The following is a 16,006-nucleotide window of genomic DNA, read 5'->3' on the forward strand; positions in this document are numbered from 1 at the left end:
GAGCAATGTCATGGAGCATAGGCTTTTCGACCTGGGGGATTTCACCCTTCAGAAGGGCTCAGTCCTTCCGTCCGCCCAGCTGGGGTACACGACGTTGGGCGAGCTGAACGACGCCAAGGACAACGTCGTGATCTGCCCGACCTGGTTCACTGCTACTCCGACGGATACGGCAACGTGGATGACCGGTGAGGACCGCGCCCTGAAGCCGAGCAGGTACTTCATCATCGTGCCGAACCACTTCGGCGCAGCCGTCTCCTCCTCGCCGAGCAACACGCCTCCCCCGTTCGGCCGGGGCACCTTCCCACGGGTCACCGCCTATGACAACATCAATGCCCAGCACCGGCTCGTGACCGAGCAGTTCGGTATCGAGACGATCCGGCTCGTCTCGAGCTGGTCCATGGGTGCGTGCCAGACCTACGCGTGGGCGGCACTGCATCCGGAGATGGTGCAGGCCATAGCGCCGATCTCCGGCTCCGCCCGCACAGCGCAGTACAACAAGGTATTCCTGCACGCGCTCGTGCGTGCCATCACCGCCGACCCTGACTGGAATGACGGCTTCTACGGTGACAAGCCCCCGGTCCGAGGCCTCCGGACCTTCGCATCGATCTACGCCGGATGGGGCTTCTCGGAGGCGTTCTACCGCGAAGAGGTATACCGCGGCTTCGGTGCGAGCAGTATCGAGGAGTTCATCGAGATCTTCTGGGAACCGTTCTTCCTCAAGTGCGACGCGAACGACCTCCTTGCTCAGATCCAGACGTGGACCCACAACGATCTCGGCGACCACCCGACCTTCGGCGGTGACTTCGACGCGGCACTCGGGGCCATCCGCGCGAAGACGATCATCATGAACGCCGACACGGACCGGTATTTTCCGCCGATCGACAGCGAGTACGAAGCAAGCCGCATACCGGACGCCACCGCCAGACCTATTCCGACCATCTGGGGGCATCTGGCTCCCTTCAATCCCGCGGACCAGCAGTTCATCGATCAAGGAATCACTGAACTACTGAGCAACTGATCGAAGACCCCAGGACGATGCCCTGCACTACGCGTGCCGGGCATCGTCGTGTCAGGCGACCGACTGATGCCCGGGTCGCGCATCGATGGTGCCGCGGCTACCGGCAGGCTGCGACGGGCTGCGGTATCGGGGCAGATGGGGCGAACGGTCGATAGGTCCGGGGTGGCTCAGCGTGCCCAGGGCGGCACGACATGCACCCCCTGCCCTCGAAGACCCGGGAACCGGTACGGGGGCGTGCTGCCCCGACGCCTCCGTACCGGGCCCCGGGGTACGCCGTCAGCCCGCGTTGGGCAGCGACACCTCGACCAGTCCGGCCATGACGCGGGTCCTGAACGACGGCTGCGGTGACGTCGCAGGGCCCTGCCTGACCTCGCCGTTCTTCAGCGAGAACGTGCTGTTGTGCCACGGGCAGACCACGCAGGCGCCGTCGTCGTACGTCACTGTGCCCTCGTTGAGCGGTCCCGAGAGGTGGCTGCAGGTGTCCGAGAGGACGGACACCTCGTTGCCCTGACGGAAGACGACGAGCGGGACCTCGCCGAGCATCTTCCGCTCGAGCTTGCCGTCGGGGAGGTCGGTGAGCGCGCCGATCGGGTGCCAGCCGGGCTCGACACGGTGCGGCACGTCCTCGGCGTGGTTGGCGCCGAGCGACTGCCGGTAGGACATGTGCCCACCGAGGAAACCGCCGGCGGAGACGACGACGAGCCCGGTGTAGGAGAGCACCTTGCCGGACTTGCCGCGCAGTCGCTGGACGAGGGAGAGCGCGTACAGCCCGACGGCGATGATGTTCGCGCCGGCGTGCACGATACCGACGCGCTGCTGCTGTTCGTGTCCCTCCGACCAGTCGGTCCAGCCGGCCACGGCGGTGGGGCCGGCCGTGACCACGCCGGTGCCGATCAGGATGGCCGAGGCCTTCTTCGACCCGGGGATCGCATCGAGGATGGCCGCGGAGAACCAGGTGCCCGTCGGCACGAGGATCATCAGCGGGTGCAGCGGGTGGCCGATCGGCACGCCGTGCAGGATGTCGCGCAGGGCGCCGGGCTTGATCACGGCCTGCACGACGCCGCGCATCGTGGTCACGATCGGGTCGAGCCCGGTGGCGTTCTCGAGCTTCTCGACGGATTGCAGGGGGCGGAGGGTCTTCATGGTGTCTCCTCGAGGTGCGGGTGGGCAGAAGCGGAGCTATCGCCTGATTTACGAAGCATACTGAGGATTGCCGACGTGTGGCGCTCTAATCCGGCGGTGCGTATCGACGTCGACCCTCACCGAGCAGTGTCCGGCGATCCCGCCACGCTCCCGTGGACCACAGCGCCCACACCACGAGCACGGGCTGGAAGAACAGGCGGGTGAGGCGGGCAGCGTCGGTCTCGAGCCCGAACGCGCTGACGCCGTCGACGTACTGGGCGATGTTGCCGGGGAAGATCGCGACGAAGAAAGCTGCAACCACCCAGCCCACGACCACCCGGTACCGGCCTAGGCCCACGAGCGCGGCGCCGAGCACCAGTTCGACGACGCCCGACGCGACCACCACGACGTCCGTGTCGAGCGGCAGCCAGCCCGGGACCTGTGCGGCGAACTCCGCTCGGGCGAACGCCAGGTGGGCCGTGCCCGCGAACAGGAGGAAGGCGCCGAGCACGATGCGTGCCGTCGTCCGCACGGTGGACGTGCGCCGGGGAGCTGCGAGGGACGCCATCCAGCGCACGATAGCACCCGGGCGCGCACAGCCCTCCCGCTGTCCTCCCGGTGCCGGCAGGTAGCCGACGGAGCAGAATCGGGTAGTCGCGAGGTTCTGCTCGCCCGACGTCGTCTCCTACTCTGGGACCTGGTCGGCGTCGTCCGTCTCATGCGCACCGGTCCGTCAGATGACGGGATATGGCGGTCCGCGCTCCCCGGCACGAAGAAGCGCCGTCCTGACGATAAAATCAGTGTGCTGTCGTCGTCGGCCCTTGCGCCACGGAGCGCGCCGCGGTAGGAATGCCCCGGAACGTCCACCGCGCGGCTGGTCGGTCCCGACGAACGGCAGTCAGCCGCAGGAACACCATGAAGGAGATCGCCATCGCCCCCCGCAACCGCACCAACGCCCGTCTGCGCACCACCCTCGCCCTGCTAGCCGACCACCAGGCGTCCGGCTCCGTCATCGCGCCCAGTGAGCTGATGGCCAAGTCCGTCGCGGAAGTACCGTTCGATGACAAGGAGGCGGAGCTCCTCTCCGGCGGCGTCCCCCGCGGCTTCAAGGCGCTGACGACGGCGACGTCGAAGCTCGTGAAGGCCGGGTGGCTCGTCAAGGGCCGCAACGGCTGGACCGCCACCGACGAGGGCGTCCGTGCCGTCGCGGCGTTCACCGACCCGGAGCAGTTCGTCAACGCCATGATCAGTGGCGCTCCCGTGCCCGAGCAGGCCGAGGCCGTCGTCCATGCACCCCAGGCACCCGAGCAGCTGGGCGAGGAGGCGCAGGCGTCCGGGTCCGAGGATCCGACGCCGCCGGACGTCACCCCGACCCTCGAGATCTCGCCCGACGCTGTGGCCGAGGAGCCTCCGGCCGACCTCGTCGCCTCCGCCGCCGAGGCGCTCGCCGCGTCGCCGACCGATGAGACCCCCGACGCAACTCCCGGCGCGACCCCCGATTCGACCGCCGACCTCGCGTGGCAGGACCAGCCGCAGTCGGTGGCCCTGTCCGGCGACTTCGCCCCGCTCTTCGGCGACGCCGGCCACTGGAGCACCGATCTCCGCGAGCTGCAGTTCGACTGGGAGCCGACCGAGAACCTCTGGCTGCACACCCTGCAGCTGCCTGCCGGGACCTACCAGTTCAAGATCCTCGTCAACGGCTCGTGGGAGGAGAACTACGGCCGGTTCGGCACGCGTGACGGCGCCAACCACGAACTGCACCTGATCACCGACACCACGGTGACCTTCCGGTTCGACTACGACACGAAGGACATCCGGACCTCCTAGGCCCTCATCGACCAAGGCCCTGTCCGCTGCCTCCGGGTGGCGGGCGGGGCCGTCGTCGCTCCCGGGGCGCGACCGCTGCTAGCGGCGATCGATCAGGGACGCCGCCGTGTGCGACGCCGGCGGCCCCGAGCGCAGGATCTGCAGCGCCAGAAGGCAGGTGGCCTGCCCGTCGAGCGATGTCAGCGACACGCGGAGCAGGGCCTCGAGCTTCCCGAGGCGCTGGGCCAGCGTATTGCGGTGGATGAACAGCTTCCGCGCGGTGCGCCCCGGCTGTGCGTCGTGCTCGAGGAACGCCTCCAGCGTGCCGAGCAGATCCACCGCGTGCGCGGCGTCGTACTCGATGACCGGCGCCAGGAGCTTGTGCGCGCCGGCGCGGGCACCGGACGAGGCCGTGGAGGCGATCAGCGAGCGGATCCCCAGATCCGGGGCGCGCACGGGCGCGCGGACCTCCCCCACCATCATCCCCGCCTGGTGGATGCCCAGGCGCAGCTCGTCGATGGTCCGGCAGGCACCCTTGAGCACGAGGGGCTGGCCGGGGAGCTCCCGGACACACGCGGCGAGCAATTCAGTCGCGGCATCCTCCACGTCAGCGCCGTCCAGGGGCCCCTGGGCGAAGGCGTAGAGGATGCCCGACCGGACCTGCACCCGCACGTCGTCGAACCGGGACTGCAGCAGGAGGCGGATGCGCCAGGCGTTGGAGAGGTTGCGGCGCCCCGCGGTCGCGGCCAGCACGAGCGTGGGCCGGTGGACGTCCAGGCCGGTGGACCGGAAAGTCCCGGCGAACTCCTCCAGGGCGACGCCTGACCAGTCGGGCACCTGGTCGAGGAGGGTCTCCAGTTCGCGTTCCTTGTGCGTCGTGGTGTGGAGCGCGGTCTGCAGTTGCACGGCGATGATCGAGGCTGCCGGTGCGAGCAGCGTCGCCACGGGGTGGTCCGACGTCGCCTCCCGCACCACCAGCTGGAACGAGTCACCGCTGCCCATGGGCAGCGGGATGCTGCCCTGCCCGGCAGCCGGCTGGTCCGTGAGGTCCGCCTGGGTCCAGACCGAGGCCGACGGCGAGCGCGCGATGACCACGCCGGCTGCGTCCACGATGGCGAGCCGGCCCATGGCCGCGAGCGCGGCGGCGTCGAGCACTGCCTGCAGGTGGGAGCCGGAGGCGGCGAGCTGCGCGCACTCCTGCGCCAGCTCCCAGGACCGGTTCACGGCCGTGAAGCGCTCCACCTCCAGGACGTTCGTCACGTGGCGGTGGACCTGCAGGAAAGGGACGGTCTGCGGGATCTCCAGCAGCGGCACGTCGAGGTCCGTCGCCGCCCGCACCAGCCCCGGCGGGACGAGCCGGTGCGCCGTCCCGGTCCCGAAGGCGATGGCCGCCACCCGGACCCGGACGAGCCGTTCCACATAGGCGGTCCACGTGCGTTGGTCCTCGATGTTCAGCCCGATCCCGTTGGTCAGCAGGACGACGTTGTCGCTGAGGAACGGCGTCGGGTCGATGGTCTCCGCCGGCGCACACCAGCTGATGTCCCAGCCCAGCCGCTCCACGGACGACGGCGTATGGAGGCGCAGCTGAAGCGCATCCGCTGCCAGCAGATCAGCGACGATCATGGAGGCCTCCTGTGTGCATCCGCCCTCCGGCGAGGGAGAACCGAGGGCAAGCGCCCACTATATAGGCACCGGAACCGTCTCTATGGTTGTCGCATGACGGACGTTGCAGACCGGCGCGGGACGCCGACGATCAATTCGGACATGGGCGAGTCCCTCGGCCTCCACTCCTTCGGGAACGATCCCGCCCTCCTCGAGACCGTGGACGCCATCAATGTGGCCTGCGGTTTCCACTCCGGGGATCCGGACACGATGGCGGAGACCGTCGCCGCGGCGAAGGAGAAGGGCGTACTGATCGGGGCCCATCCCGGACTGCCGGACCTCGTGGGCTTCGGGCGTCGGGAGATGAAGCTGTCCCCCCAGGAGGTGGAGCACATCATGCTCTACCAGGTGGGTGCGCTCAGCGCCTTCCTGCGGCGGGAGGGCTCGAGCCTCAGCCACATCAAACCCCACGGGTCCCTCTACGGCATGCTGGCACGGGACGCGGACCTCATGAGGGGCGCCGCACGGGTGGCGCAGCTCTTCGACGTCCCCGTCTACGGCATCGCCGGGACCGCACACCAGACAGTCTGCGAGGAACTCGGGGTGCCCTTCGTGGCCGAGCTCTACGTGGACCTCAACTACGGGCCGGCCGGCGAGCTCCTCATCCAGCGCCGCCCGGAGCCGACCGACCCTGCCGCCGCCGCTCGTCGCGTGGCGCGCGCCCTGACGGACGGGGTCGTCGAAGCCTCCGATGGCACGTGGCTCACCATCCCGTTCGACAGCGTCTGCGTCCACTCGGACGCCCCCAACTCCCCCGAGGTGGCGGCAGCGGTCCGCTCCGCCCTCGACGCCCTCTGATATCCCACCTGCCCCCGAAAGGACCACCATGGCCGACATCGTCTCCCCACTGCCCGGCATCTTCTACCGCAAACCCGGTCCGGACAAGGACCCGTACGCGAACGAGGGCGATGCCATCGAGGCGGGCCAGACCATCGGGGTGGTGGAGATCATGAAGCAGTTCTCCGAGATCCGCAGCGATGTGGCCGGCACCCTCGAGAGCTTCGCCGTCGAGGACTCCGGGACCGTCAATCCCGGCGACGTCATCGCCACGGTGTCCGAGGGCTAGCGGATGGAACGCCTCCTGATCGCGAACCGCGGCGAGATCGCCGTCCGCGTCATCCGTGCGGCACGGGAACTGGGATTCGGGACCGTCCTCGCCGCGAGCGAACCGGACGCAGGTTCCTACGCGGCGTCGCTCGCCGACGACGTCCGGGTGATCGGTCCGGCACCGGCCGCGAAGAGCTACCTCGACGGCGCCGCGGTGCTCGCGGCCGCCGAGGCTTCCGGGTGCGACGCGCTCCATCCCGGGTACGGCTTCCTGTCGGAGAACGCCCGCTTCGCCCGTTCCGTCCTCGACGCCGGCATCACGTGGGTGGGTCCCTCACCCGACGCCATCGAACTGATGGGCAACAAGTCCCGTGCACGGCAGGCCGCGCAGGACGCGGGCGTGCCGACGCTGCCCGGCAGTGACGGCGCCCTGGACCCCGACGTCGACCCCCTGCCCATCGCGCGGGAGATCGGGTATCCCCTGGTGGTCAAGGCGTCCGCCGGCGGCGGAGGGCGGGGCATCCGCCTCGTGACCGAGGAGGGCGACCTCCTCCAGACCCTCGACGTCGCCCGGGCGGAGGCACAGGCCGCCTTCGGCGATCCGACGGTGTACCTCGAGCAATTCGTCTCCCGTGCGCGCCACGTCGAGGTGCAGATCCTCGGCGACGGCGAGCGCGTCATCCACCTCGGTGACCGCGACTGCTCGCTGCAGCGCCGCCAGCAGAAGATCATCGAGGAGGCCCCCGCCCCGCTCCTGTCCGACGACGTCCGCGACACCATCCGTGCCTCCTCCATCGAGCTCGGCCGCCAGTGCGGCTACGCCGGTCTGGGAACCGTCGAGTTCCTCTACGACCCGGACCGGGAGCAGGCGGCCTTCATCGAGATGAACACCCGGCTCCAGGTGGAGCATCCGGTCACCGAGATGGTGACCGGCATCGACCTCATCCGGGAACAGCTCCTGGTCGCCGCCACGGGCCGCCTTCGGCTCAGGCAGGAGGACGTCACCTTCCGGGGCCATGCCTTCGAGTTCCGCATCAACGCCGAGGACCCGTCGCAGGGCTTCCTGCCCAGCCCCGGCACCCTGACGCGCCTCGACTGGCCGGGCGGCCCCGGGGTGAGGATCGACTCCGGCGTCGTCGCGGGGTCCGCCGTCGCACCGTTCTACGACTCCCTGCTCGCCAAGCTCGTGGTGTGGGACGAGACCCGCACCGAGGCCATCCGGCGCTCCGCGCGAGCACTGGCGGAGGTGAGGATCGAGGGCGTCAGGACCACCCTCCCACTCCTGTCGACGGTCCTCCACCGCCCCGAGGTACGGGACATGACCCACCATTCGAAGTTCATCGAATCGACCCCGGACCTCCTCGGAGAGAACGCATGAGCCACGCACCCACACACCTCGACGCTGCCCGCTACACGTGGGGTGGTGACGAATTCCTCTTCGTCGAGATCTCCGAGAGCATGAGCCTCGCGGCGAATTTCAAGGCGAACGCGATGGCGGCCCGGCTCACCGCGCGGGGAATCGGCGGCGTGGTGGACATCTGCCCCGCCAACGCCTCCCTGCTGCTGCGCTTCGACCCCGACACGGTGCCGCCGGACGACCTGGAGTCACTCGTGCGGGAGGTCGAGGAGGAGGTCGCGCACCTGAGCGAACAGACCCTCGAAACGCGCATCATCGAGGTCCCCGTCTGGTACGACGACCCCTACACCCGGGAGACCGGCGCACGCTTCCGCAAGGGCCACCAGCGGCCCGACGGCACGGACCTGGACTTCGCGGCGGAGGAGAACGGCCTGTCCTCGCCGCAGGAGTTCATCCGGAAGCACCACGAGTCGCCGTGGCTGGTGTCCATGGTGGGGTTCGTCGCCGGGCTGCCGTTCATGTTCCAGATCGTCCCGCAGGAGGAGCAGCTCGAGGTCCCGAAGTACCTCAGTCCGCGCACGGACACCCCGCCGCTGACGGTGGGCCACGGAGGATGCTTCGCCTGCATCTACTCGGTGCGGGGCGCCGGCGGGTATCAGATGTTCGGGATCGCCGCGGCCCCGATCTTCGACCCCGCCCAGAAGCTCGCCGACTTCTCGGACTTCATGATCTTCTTCCGCCCCGGGGACATCGTGAAGTTCAAGCCGGTCGACGAGGACGAATACAGGGCGATCCAGGCCGAGGTGGACGCGGGAACCTTCACCTACCGCCAGACGCCCGTGACCTTCGACCTGCAGAAGGCCCTGACCGACCCCTCCGCGCACAACCGGGACATTCTGGAGAAGCTCGATGGCATTTGACATCCTCGAACCCGGCCTTGCCACCTCGGTCCAGGACCGGGGCCGGTTCGGTCACTACAACGTGGGCATCCCGCAGGGCGGCGCCATGGACCAGCTGTCCGCATCCATGGCGAATGCGCTGGTGGGCAACACGGCCGGTGATGCCGTCCTCGAATGCGCGTACCTCGGGCCACGCTTCACCACGGACACCGACGCCGTCATCGCGGTCACGGGCGCGCCCGTCGAGGTGCGCGTGAACGGGACGCCGGTGGACGAGTGGAGCCGCCTGTCGCTGGCCGCCGGCGACGAGGTGTCCTTCGGGATGCTCTCGGGCGGGACGCGCTACTACGTCGCTGCACGGGGCGGGATCGACGTGCCCGAGGTCCTCGGGAGCCGCAGCACCTACACGCTGGGTGCCCTCGGCGGCCTGCAGGGCCGCACGCTCAAGGCCGGTGACACCGTGCCCGTGGGCGTCGCTTCGGGCTCGTTACCATCGATGGATGCGATTCCCGAGGAGCTGCGCCCCGGATATCCGAAGGAGGTGACGGTCCGGATCATGCCCGGCCTCTACGACCACCGCCTGACCGCGGAGGGCATGGAGACCCTCGTCAGCGCAGCGTGGACGTTGACTCCCGTGGCCGACCGCACCGGGCTGCGCTACTCCGGTCCGGACCTCGAATGGAAGCCTCGCACGCAGCCCTTCGGGGCAGGATCGGATCCCTCGAACATCGTGGACGCGGGCTATGCCATCGGATCGATCCAGGTGCCGGGCGGCAAGGAACCGATCGTGCTACACAGGGACGCCGTGTCCGGCGGCGGATACGCGATGGTGGCGACGGTCATCAGCGCGGACATGGACGTCGTCGCCCGCAGCGCACCAGGGACGCTGACCCACTTCGAGCCCGTGACGATGGACCAGGCCCTCGCAGCGCGGGCCGACGCGGCGAAGGTCCGGCGCGCCGTCTGGGGGTAGAGCAGCGCGTCAGCCGATCCGGGAGCCCTCGGCCTCCCGGATGGCGACGGACGCGCTGCTCTCCCGCACGAAGAGTTCCGGTGTGTGGCGCACCGAGGCGACATCCTCGCCGGCCATGACGCGCCGGAGCATGCCGACGGCGGCCCTGCCGATCTCGAGCATCGGTGACCGCACCGAGGTGAGCGGGATGGGCAGCTGCGCGGCCAGGGACGTGTCGTTGAAGCCGACGACGGCGATGTCCTGGCCCACGACGAGCCCTGCGGCACGGAACGCACCCATGGCTCCGATGGCGGCGAAGTCGTTGACGGCGAACACGGCCGTCGGGGCCGGACCGGCCTGTTGCAGCAGTTCCTCACCCGCTCGGCGGCCTCCCTCCGTGTCGAAACGTGACGGCACGATCCTGTCCCCCGGTACCTCGCCTCCCAGGTCGCGCCACCGTTCGACGAAGCCCGCGGTCCGGTCCATTCCCGTGCTCGCATACGGTTCACCGGCGATGATCGCGACGGAGCGGTGCCCCGTGTCCCACAGATGATCCGCGACCAGGCGACCTCCGCCCGTGTCGTCGCAGGTGGAGGAGGGGAATCCGGGATAGCGGCGGTTCATGAGGACGAAGGGCACGTGCCGCTTAGTGAGGTCGTCCACGAGGCTGCTGCCCGCATGGACATCACCGAGGATCAAGCCGTCCACCCGCCGTGCCAGCATGATCTCCGCCTTGCGGCGCTGCTCGTCGAGGTCGTCGTGGGAGTTCATCACGAACGTCGAGTGCTTGCTCTCGGCAGCTGCCTCCTCGACTCCCTCGTACATGGTCGCGAGGACGATGTCGGAGAGTCGGGGCACGATGACGCCGATGGCCCGCGTGCGTCGGGTGCGCAGGCTGGTCGCCTGCGGGTCGGGTGAGTAGCCCCTCAGCTTCGCGAGGTCGCGCACCCTCCGGGCGGTCTCCTTCGAGGCCGCACCCCGCGCCACCTCGGTATCCGAGTGCAGCACGCGCGAGACCGTCGAGACGTGGATCCCCAGTTCTGCGGCGAGGTCCTTCAGGGTCACTGCTGCCCGCCCCCTGCCTGCTGCATTCACGCGTCCTCCTCCCGCCCCGCCCGTGGGTGTGTTTCCGTCCTGTGAAATCTCCGCCGATCCATTGACGAGACCCAGGTCACATCCTATGGTTTTCCTCAGTTAACCCAAACGTTTGGGTTTCGTCCAGTTCCCCCGCTGGTCCACGCCGCATCACCTCTCGAACCACCTCATGGACCTGCGTTCCGCAGCACTCACCCAAACGATTGGGTAAGGAGAGAGCACCGATGGAATCACTCACCGGGCACGTCGTACTCCTGGCGACGGGTGGCACGATCGCCTCCCGTGCCGACGACGCCGGAGGTGCCACCGTGGCCGCCGACGCGGGCAGCGCGGTTCTCGCTACGGCCGGTTCCGGAGCCGTTGCGGTCGAGGTGGTGGACCTCATGCAGAAGGGCTCCTACCTGCTCACCTTCGACGACATGCTGGCGGTCTGCGCAGGCATCCGGGCCGCACTGGAATCCCCGGTTGCGCTCGGCGTCGTCGTCACGCACGGCACGGACACCATGGAGGAGACCGCCTACCTCGCCGACCTCCTCCACGACGACCCACGGCCGGTCATCTTCACAGGTGCCCAGCGCGCAGCCGACAGCCCGGACCCGGACGGCCCGGAGAACCTGCGTGCCGCCATCACCCTCGCAGCGTCACCCGAGGCTCGGGGCCGGGGCGCGCTGATCGTGTTCGACGGCGAGATCTTCACCCTCCCTGCGACCCGGAAGACCGAGACGACGAGACTCCGCGCGTTCAGCAATCCGGAGCTGGGACCGGCGGGATCGATCACGACCACCGGCGAGATCCTGTTGCGGCCTGCGCCGGGCCGTCCCGCGCCGCTCGGCACTCCCCCGCCGGGGGCCGGCCTCCGGGTGGACGTCGTCGCCTGCTACCCGGGGGCCGATGCAGCCCTGTTCGGCGCAGCGGTGGCCGCCGGTGCCCGCGGCATCGTGCTCGAGGCCACCGGCCTGGGGAACGCGAACGCGCAGCTGTGCGACGCCGTGCGCGACGCCGTGCAGGGCGGCGTGGTCGTCGTCACCAGCACCCGCGTGCACGCGGGACCGGTGCAGGGCGTGTACGGAGCGGGCGGCGGCAGGACGCTCGAGGACGCCGGAGCCGTTCCCTCCGGGCTGCTCCGTCCACCCCAGGCCCGCACGCTCCTGCAGGCCCTGCTCTCGCTCGGGCTGCCCACCGCGCAGGTGGGCTACGAGATCCGCCGCCGGGGCGACCTGGATTCCCTGAACCTCCCTGAACCTCCGCTGTCCAGTTACGACCCATCCGCACCAGGAAAGGCCACCCCATGACGAAAGACATCCAGATCGCCTTCGGCGTCGACGTCGATGCAGTTGCCGGAATGCTCGGCTCCTACGGCGGCGAGGATTCACCCTGCGACATCTCCCGCGGGCTCTTCAGCGGGGACGTCGGCGGCCCCCGGATCCTCCGGCTCTTCGAGAAGTACTCGCTACCCTCCACCTGGTTCGTCCCGGGCCACTCGCTCGAGACCTTCCCGGACCTCACCCGCATGATCGTCGACGCCGGACACGAGATCGGTGTCCACGGCTACTCCCACGAGAACCCGATCGCCATGACCCGCGAGCAGGAGACGGCGATCCTCGACAGGTCCATCGAGCTCATCGAGAAGGTCTCGGGGCGTCGCCCCACCGGTTATGTCGCACCGTGGTGGGAGTTCTCGCCCATCACCAACGAGATCCTGCTCGAGCGCGGCATCAAGTACGACCACTCCCTCATGCACAACGACTTCGAGCCCTACTACGTGAGGGTCGGTGACAGCTGGACGAAGATCGACTACTCCAAGCCCGCCGAGGCCTGGATGAAGCCGCTCGTCCGTGGGCAGGAGACCGACCTCGTGGAGATCCCGGCGAACTGGTACCTCGACGACCTGCCTCCGATGATGTTCATCAAGGCCGCACCCAACTCCCACGGCTTCGTCAACCCGCGGGACATCGAGCAGATGTGGCGGGACCAGTTCGACTGGGTCTACGCCGAGATGGACTCCGCCGTCTTCACCATGACGATCCACCCCGACGTCTCGGGCCGGCCGCAGGTCCTCCTCATGCTCGAGCGCCTCATCCAGCACTTCAACTCCCACGAGGGCGTCACCTGGCACACGTTCGACCAGATCGCCGACTCGTTCCTGGCACGAAACCCCCGAAAGGAAGGCAACTGATGTCCATCAAAGAGGCGGGCGTCGATCTCTCGACGCCGACAGGGAACGAGCAACGGCAGTTCCCCGTGTTCTCCAAGAAGAAGACCAGCACGGCGACCGTCCTCGCCCTGTGTGCCTGGACCGTCGCGGTCTTCGACTACGGCCTGTTCGGCACGCTCCTGCCGGCCATGCAGTCGGAGTTCGGCTGGACCGCCCCCGAGGCGTACGCCATCAACACCTGGATCGCCGTCGGAACGGCGATCGTCTGCTTCGGCATCGGCCCCGTGATCGACCGCCTGGGCCGCCGGAAGGGCATGATGGTCACCGTTGGCGGCACCGCCGTCGTCTCGGGCGTCACCGCCTTCATCCCTGCCGGCCTCGGCGTCATCAGCAACTCGCTCCTCGTCGTCGTGCGTTCCTTCGGCGGGCTGGGCTTCTCGGAGCAGGCCGTCAACGCCACCTACATGAACGAGGTCTACCAGGTCACCGAGGACGAGCGGAAGCGGAAGCGTCCGGGCTTCCACTACTCCTTCATCCAGGGCGGCTGGCCGCTGGGCTTCCTGCTCGCCAGCGCCCTCGCCCTCGTGTTCCTGCCCCTTCTCGGGTGGCGTGCGCTGTACCTCATGGCGACCATCCCCGCGATCATCATCGTGCTGCTCATCAGCAAGAAGCTGAAGGAGACCCCGCAGTTCGAGCTCCACCACAAGCTGACCGAACTCGAGAAGGGCGGCCGGACCGACGAGGCGCATGCGCTGGCCGCCGCCTACGGCGTCGAGCACTCCTCCACCTCCCCCCTCAAGCGCATCTGGGAGCCGGAGTTCCGCCGCAACACGATCGTCTTCTCGCTGGCGTGGATCCTCAACTTCTTCGGCATCGCCATCTTCAGCGTCCTCGGAACCTCGGTGCTCGCCAACGCCAAGGGCGTCGAACTGTCGGATGCCTTCTGGATGCTGATCGTCATCAACCTCCTCGCCTACTTCGGCTACGTGTTCCACGGCTGGATCGGCGACAAGGTGGGCCGGAAGCGCACCATCATCGTGGGCTGGATCATCTCGGGCCTGTCCTTCGCCGTGATGCTCAGCCCGCTCGTGTCCAGCCCGTTCCTGATCATCGTCACGTACGGGACCGGCCTGTTCTTCCTGGTGGGGCCGTATGCCGCGATCCAGTACTTCATGGCCGAGTGCTACCCCGTGAGCTGCCGTGCCACGGGCGTCGCGTTCATCGGCGCCATGAGCCAGCCCGGGACGATTCTCGGCGGAGCCCTGTTCACGATCGTCGCCGCACAGGCGGGCACCGGCGCCGGCGCCCTCTGGGTGGGAGCATTGGGCACGCTGCTCTCCGGTGTCCTCATGATCGCGGCACGGCCCGTCGCGGCCGTGGCCCTCGAGGAACCACATGCAGCAGTCTGAGGTAGCCATCGTCACGGGTGCCGCCAGCGGGATCGGCCGCGCCCTGGCCGTCCATTACGCAGGCAGGAACGTCCGCACCGTCATCGGCACCTTCCCCGGCGACCCGCACGATCCGGAGGAGACCCTCTCCGGTGTGCGTGCCGCCGGCGGTGACGCCGTCATCCACGAGGTGGACGTACGGTCCACGAACTCCGTGGACGCCTTCGCGCAGCGCGCACTGGACGAGTACGGGCGCCTCGACTACGCCGTCGCCAACGCGGGCATCCTGCGCAACGCCCCTCTGAACGAGCTGACGGACGACCTCTGGAACGCGATGCTCGACGTCGACCTGACCGGGGTGCTCCGCACGCTCCGCTCGGCGTCCCAGCGGATGACGGGCCCCGGGGCGCTCGTGGCGGTGTCCTCGATCGCCGGGGGTATCTACGGCTGGGAGGAACACGCGCACTATGCCGCGGCGAAGTCGGGCGTCCTCGGGCTCATCCGCAGTGTCGCATCCGAGCTCGGGCCCCGGGAGATCCGTGCCAATGCGGTGATCCCGGGTCTGATCGAGACCCCGCAGTCCCTGGACCCCGTCAACTCCCTCGGCCCGGAAGGGCTCGAGCGGGCGGGGAAGGACATCCCGTGGGGTCGCGTCGGCCGGCCGGAGGAAGTCGCGGATGTGATCGGGTTCCTGACGTCCGACGCTTCGCGCTATGTCACAGGACAGTCGCTCGTCGTCGACGGCGGCCTGACCATCAAGATGCGCGCGTGACGGCGGGCCCTGACGGTCGCCGCACGGGGCCCCGGGCCGTCGTCGTGACCGGCGGTGGCAGCGGCATCGGGGCGGCGATCGCCGAGGCGTTCGCCGCCCAGGGGGACCGGGTGGTGGTGATGGATCGGGTCGCGGGCCCGGGGATCATCGAGGTCGACGTCGCGCACGAGGAGAGCGTGCGGGACGCCTTCGCGGAGGCGCGGGACGGGATCGGAACCGTCGACGTCCTGGTCAACAGTGCCGGACTGCTCACCGAGTCCCCACTCGAGGACATGACGCTCGCGCTGTGGACGGAGACCATCGCGGTGGATCTCACCGGGGTGTTCCTCTGCTGCCGTGAGGTCGTCGGACCTATGCGGCGCCGGCGGTGGGGGCGGATCATCAACATCTCGTCGCAGCTCGGCATCAAGGGCGGGATGGGGCTGGGTCACTACAGCGCGGCGAAGGCGGGAGTGATCGGCATGACCAAGGCACTCGCCCTCGAGGTCTCGGCGGACAACGTGCTCGCCAACTGCATCGCCCCGGGGCCGATCGAGACACCGCTCGTCGACGGCATCTCCGAGGACTGGAAAGTGGCGAAACGGAAGGAATTACCGCTGAGGAGGTTCGGCGTGCCGGCGGAGGTCGCACCGACGGCCCTGCTCCTCGCGAGCGATCCCGGTGGGAACCTCTTCGTCGGTCAGACCCTCGGGCCCAACTCGGGAGACGTGATGCCATGACGGCGCAGGGCACG

At 69.0% G+C, this 16,006-nt stretch carries 16 protein-coding genes; 12 read left to right on the forward strand and 4 right to left on the reverse strand.

The genetic code is table 11. The annotated features are described in order from the left end of the window. Nucleotides 1-10 precede the first annotated feature (10 nt). A complete protein-coding gene (locus tag ACX80P_RS06905) occupies nt 11-1,018 on the forward strand; it encodes an alpha/beta fold hydrolase (protein ID WP_459277320.1) in 1,008 nt (335 codons plus the stop codon). A gap of 276 nt (nt 1,019-1,294) precedes the next feature. Here ACX80P_RS06905 and ACX80P_RS06910 read toward each other — a convergent pair whose 3' ends face one another. Both ACX80P_RS06910 and ACX80P_RS06915 read right to left on the reverse strand, forming a co-directional pair. Then, nucleotides 1,295-2,161: a Rieske (2Fe-2S) protein gene (locus tag ACX80P_RS06910; RefSeq protein ID WP_459277321.1), complete on the reverse strand. Its 867-nt coding sequence runs from the start codon at nt 2,159-2,161 to the stop codon at nt 1,295-1,297. An 85-nt stretch (nt 2,162-2,246) separates the two neighbouring features. Next, nucleotides 2,247-2,708, reverse strand: a complete 462-nt coding sequence (locus tag ACX80P_RS06915; protein ID WP_459277322.1) for a DoxX family protein — start codon at nt 2,706-2,708, stop codon at nt 2,247-2,249. Between the two features lie 347 nt (nt 2,709-3,055). Between ACX80P_RS06915 and ACX80P_RS06920 the strand changes: the two genes are divergently transcribed. Continuing rightward, nucleotides 3,056-3,967 carry a pullulanase X25 domain-containing protein gene (locus ACX80P_RS06920; protein ID WP_459277323.1) on the forward strand — a complete coding sequence of 304 codons (912 nt, stop codon included), beginning with the start codon at nt 3,056-3,058 and terminating at the stop codon, nt 3,965-3,967. A 78-nt stretch (nt 3,968-4,045) separates the two neighbouring features. Here ACX80P_RS06920 and ACX80P_RS06925 read toward each other — a convergent pair whose 3' ends face one another. Continuing rightward, nucleotides 4,046-5,569 (reverse strand): helix-turn-helix domain-containing protein, encoded by a 1,524-nt coding sequence (locus ACX80P_RS06925; protein ID WP_459277324.1) that lies wholly within the window; start codon nt 5,567-5,569, stop codon nt 4,046-4,048. Nucleotides 5,570-5,662: 93 nt separating this feature from the next. Between ACX80P_RS06925 and pxpA the strand changes: the two genes are divergently transcribed. From pxpA to ACX80P_RS06950, 5 genes are read left to right on the forward strand one after another with little or no spacing between them, the layout of a single operon-like run. After that, nucleotides 5,663-6,406 (forward strand): 5-oxoprolinase subunit PxpA, encoded by a 744-nt coding sequence (gene pxpA, locus ACX80P_RS06930; protein ID WP_459277325.1) that lies wholly within the window; start codon nt 5,663-5,665, stop codon nt 6,404-6,406. A gap of 28 nt (nt 6,407-6,434) precedes the next feature. Further along, nucleotides 6,435-6,674 carry an acetyl-CoA carboxylase gene (locus ACX80P_RS06935; protein WP_104049356.1) on the forward strand — a complete coding sequence of 80 codons (240 nt, stop codon included), beginning with the start codon at nt 6,435-6,437 and terminating at the stop codon, nt 6,672-6,674. Between the two features lie 3 nt (nt 6,675-6,677). After that, nucleotides 6,678-8,033, forward strand: a complete 1,356-nt coding sequence (locus ACX80P_RS06940) for an acetyl-CoA carboxylase biotin carboxylase subunit (protein WP_459277326.1) — start codon at nt 6,678-6,680, stop codon at nt 8,031-8,033. Further along, nucleotides 8,030-8,932: a 5-oxoprolinase subunit B family protein gene (locus tag ACX80P_RS06945; RefSeq protein ID WP_459277327.1), complete on the forward strand. Its 903-nt coding sequence runs from the start codon at nt 8,030-8,032 to the stop codon at nt 8,930-8,932. The genes ACX80P_RS06940 and ACX80P_RS06945 overlap by 4 nt, the downstream gene beginning before the upstream one ends. Next, nucleotides 8,922-9,884 (forward strand): 5-oxoprolinase subunit C family protein, encoded by a 963-nt coding sequence (locus tag ACX80P_RS06950; RefSeq protein ID WP_459277328.1) that lies wholly within the window; start codon nt 8,922-8,924, stop codon nt 9,882-9,884. Before ACX80P_RS06945 ends, ACX80P_RS06950 begins: the two co-directional genes overlap by 11 nt. Nucleotides 9,885-9,893: 9 nt before the next feature. On the opposite strand, the gene ACX80P_RS06955 is transcribed toward ACX80P_RS06950, so the two are convergent. Then, nucleotides 9,894-10,958: a LacI family DNA-binding transcriptional regulator gene (locus ACX80P_RS06955; protein WP_459277329.1), complete on the reverse strand. Its 1,065-nt coding sequence runs from the start codon at nt 10,956-10,958 to the stop codon at nt 9,894-9,896. Nucleotides 10,959-11,182: 224 nt separating this feature from the next. On the opposite strand from ACX80P_RS06955, the gene ACX80P_RS06960 reads away from it, so the two are divergent. Genes ACX80P_RS06960 through ACX80P_RS06980 form a run of 5 tightly spaced genes read left to right on the forward strand, consistent with a single transcriptional unit; the run spans nt 11,183 to nt 15,992 of the window. Next, nucleotides 11,183-12,250, forward strand: coding sequence for an asparaginase (locus tag ACX80P_RS06960; RefSeq protein WP_459277330.1), 1,068 nt, complete (start codon nt 11,183-11,185; stop codon nt 12,248-12,250). Next, the gene (locus ACX80P_RS06965) at nt 12,247-13,134 is read left to right on the forward strand and encodes a polysaccharide deacetylase family protein (protein WP_459277331.1); all 888 of its coding nucleotides are present in this window, start codon (nt 12,247-12,249) and stop codon (nt 13,132-13,134) included. Before ACX80P_RS06960 ends, ACX80P_RS06965 begins: the two co-directional genes overlap by 4 nt. Next, nucleotides 13,134-14,522 carry an MFS transporter gene (locus ACX80P_RS06970; RefSeq protein WP_459277332.1) on the forward strand — a complete coding sequence of 463 codons (1,389 nt, stop codon included), beginning with the start codon at nt 13,134-13,136 and terminating at the stop codon, nt 14,520-14,522. Before ACX80P_RS06965 ends, ACX80P_RS06970 begins: the two co-directional genes overlap by 1 nt. Next, entirely contained in the window at nt 14,509-15,273 is a 765-nt protein-coding gene (locus ACX80P_RS06975; RefSeq protein ID WP_459277333.1) for an SDR family NAD(P)-dependent oxidoreductase, read from the forward strand. The genes ACX80P_RS06970 and ACX80P_RS06975 overlap by 14 nt, the downstream gene beginning before the upstream one ends. Further along, nucleotides 15,270-15,992 (forward strand): SDR family NAD(P)-dependent oxidoreductase, encoded by a 723-nt coding sequence (locus tag ACX80P_RS06980; RefSeq protein WP_459277334.1) that lies wholly within the window; start codon nt 15,270-15,272, stop codon nt 15,990-15,992. Before ACX80P_RS06975 ends, ACX80P_RS06980 begins: the two co-directional genes overlap by 4 nt. Nucleotides 15,993-16,006: the final 14 nt, after the last annotated feature.

The organism is Arthrobacter arabinosi (assembly GCF_054511115.1).

What these genes read in the sequence shown, in the direction of transcription:
- ACX80P_RS06905 (WP_459277320.1), top strand. Translation starts at nt 11, where the DNA reads ATGGAGCATAGGCTTTTCGACCTGGGGGATTTCACCCTTCAGAAGGGC.
- ACX80P_RS06910 (WP_459277321.1), bottom strand. Translation starts at nt 2,161, where the DNA reads ATGAAGACCCTCCGCCCCCTGCAATCCGTCGAGAAGCTCGAGAACGCC.
- ACX80P_RS06915 (WP_459277322.1), bottom strand. Translation starts at nt 2,708, where the DNA reads ATGGCGTCCCTCGCAGCTCCCCGGCGCACGTCCACCGTGCGGACGACG.
- ACX80P_RS06920 (WP_459277323.1), top strand. Translation starts at nt 3,056, where the DNA reads ATGAAGGAGATCGCCATCGCCCCCCGCAACCGCACCAACGCCCGTCTG.
- ACX80P_RS06925 (WP_459277324.1), bottom strand. Translation starts at nt 5,569, where the DNA reads ATGATCGTCGCTGATCTGCTGGCAGCGGATGCGCTTCAGCTGCGCCTC.
- pxpA (WP_459277325.1), top strand. Translation starts at nt 5,663, where the DNA reads ATGACGGACGTTGCAGACCGGCGCGGGACGCCGACGATCAATTCGGAC.
- ACX80P_RS06935 (WP_104049356.1), top strand. Translation starts at nt 6,435, where the DNA reads ATGGCCGACATCGTCTCCCCACTGCCCGGCATCTTCTACCGCAAACCC.
- ACX80P_RS06940 (WP_459277326.1), top strand. Translation starts at nt 6,678, where the DNA reads ATGGAACGCCTCCTGATCGCGAACCGCGGCGAGATCGCCGTCCGCGTC.
- ACX80P_RS06945 (WP_459277327.1), top strand. Translation starts at nt 8,030, where the DNA reads ATGAGCCACGCACCCACACACCTCGACGCTGCCCGCTACACGTGGGGT.
- ACX80P_RS06950 (WP_459277328.1), top strand. Translation starts at nt 8,922, where the DNA reads ATGGCATTTGACATCCTCGAACCCGGCCTTGCCACCTCGGTCCAGGAC.
- ACX80P_RS06960 (WP_459277330.1), top strand. Translation starts at nt 11,183, where the DNA reads ATGGAATCACTCACCGGGCACGTCGTACTCCTGGCGACGGGTGGCACG.
- ACX80P_RS06965 (WP_459277331.1), top strand. Translation starts at nt 12,247, where the DNA reads ATGACGAAAGACATCCAGATCGCCTTCGGCGTCGACGTCGATGCAGTT.
- ACX80P_RS06970 (WP_459277332.1), top strand. Translation starts at nt 13,134, where the DNA reads ATGTCCATCAAAGAGGCGGGCGTCGATCTCTCGACGCCGACAGGGAAC.
- ACX80P_RS06975 (WP_459277333.1), top strand. Translation starts at nt 14,509, where the DNA reads ATGCAGCAGTCTGAGGTAGCCATCGTCACGGGTGCCGCCAGCGGGATC.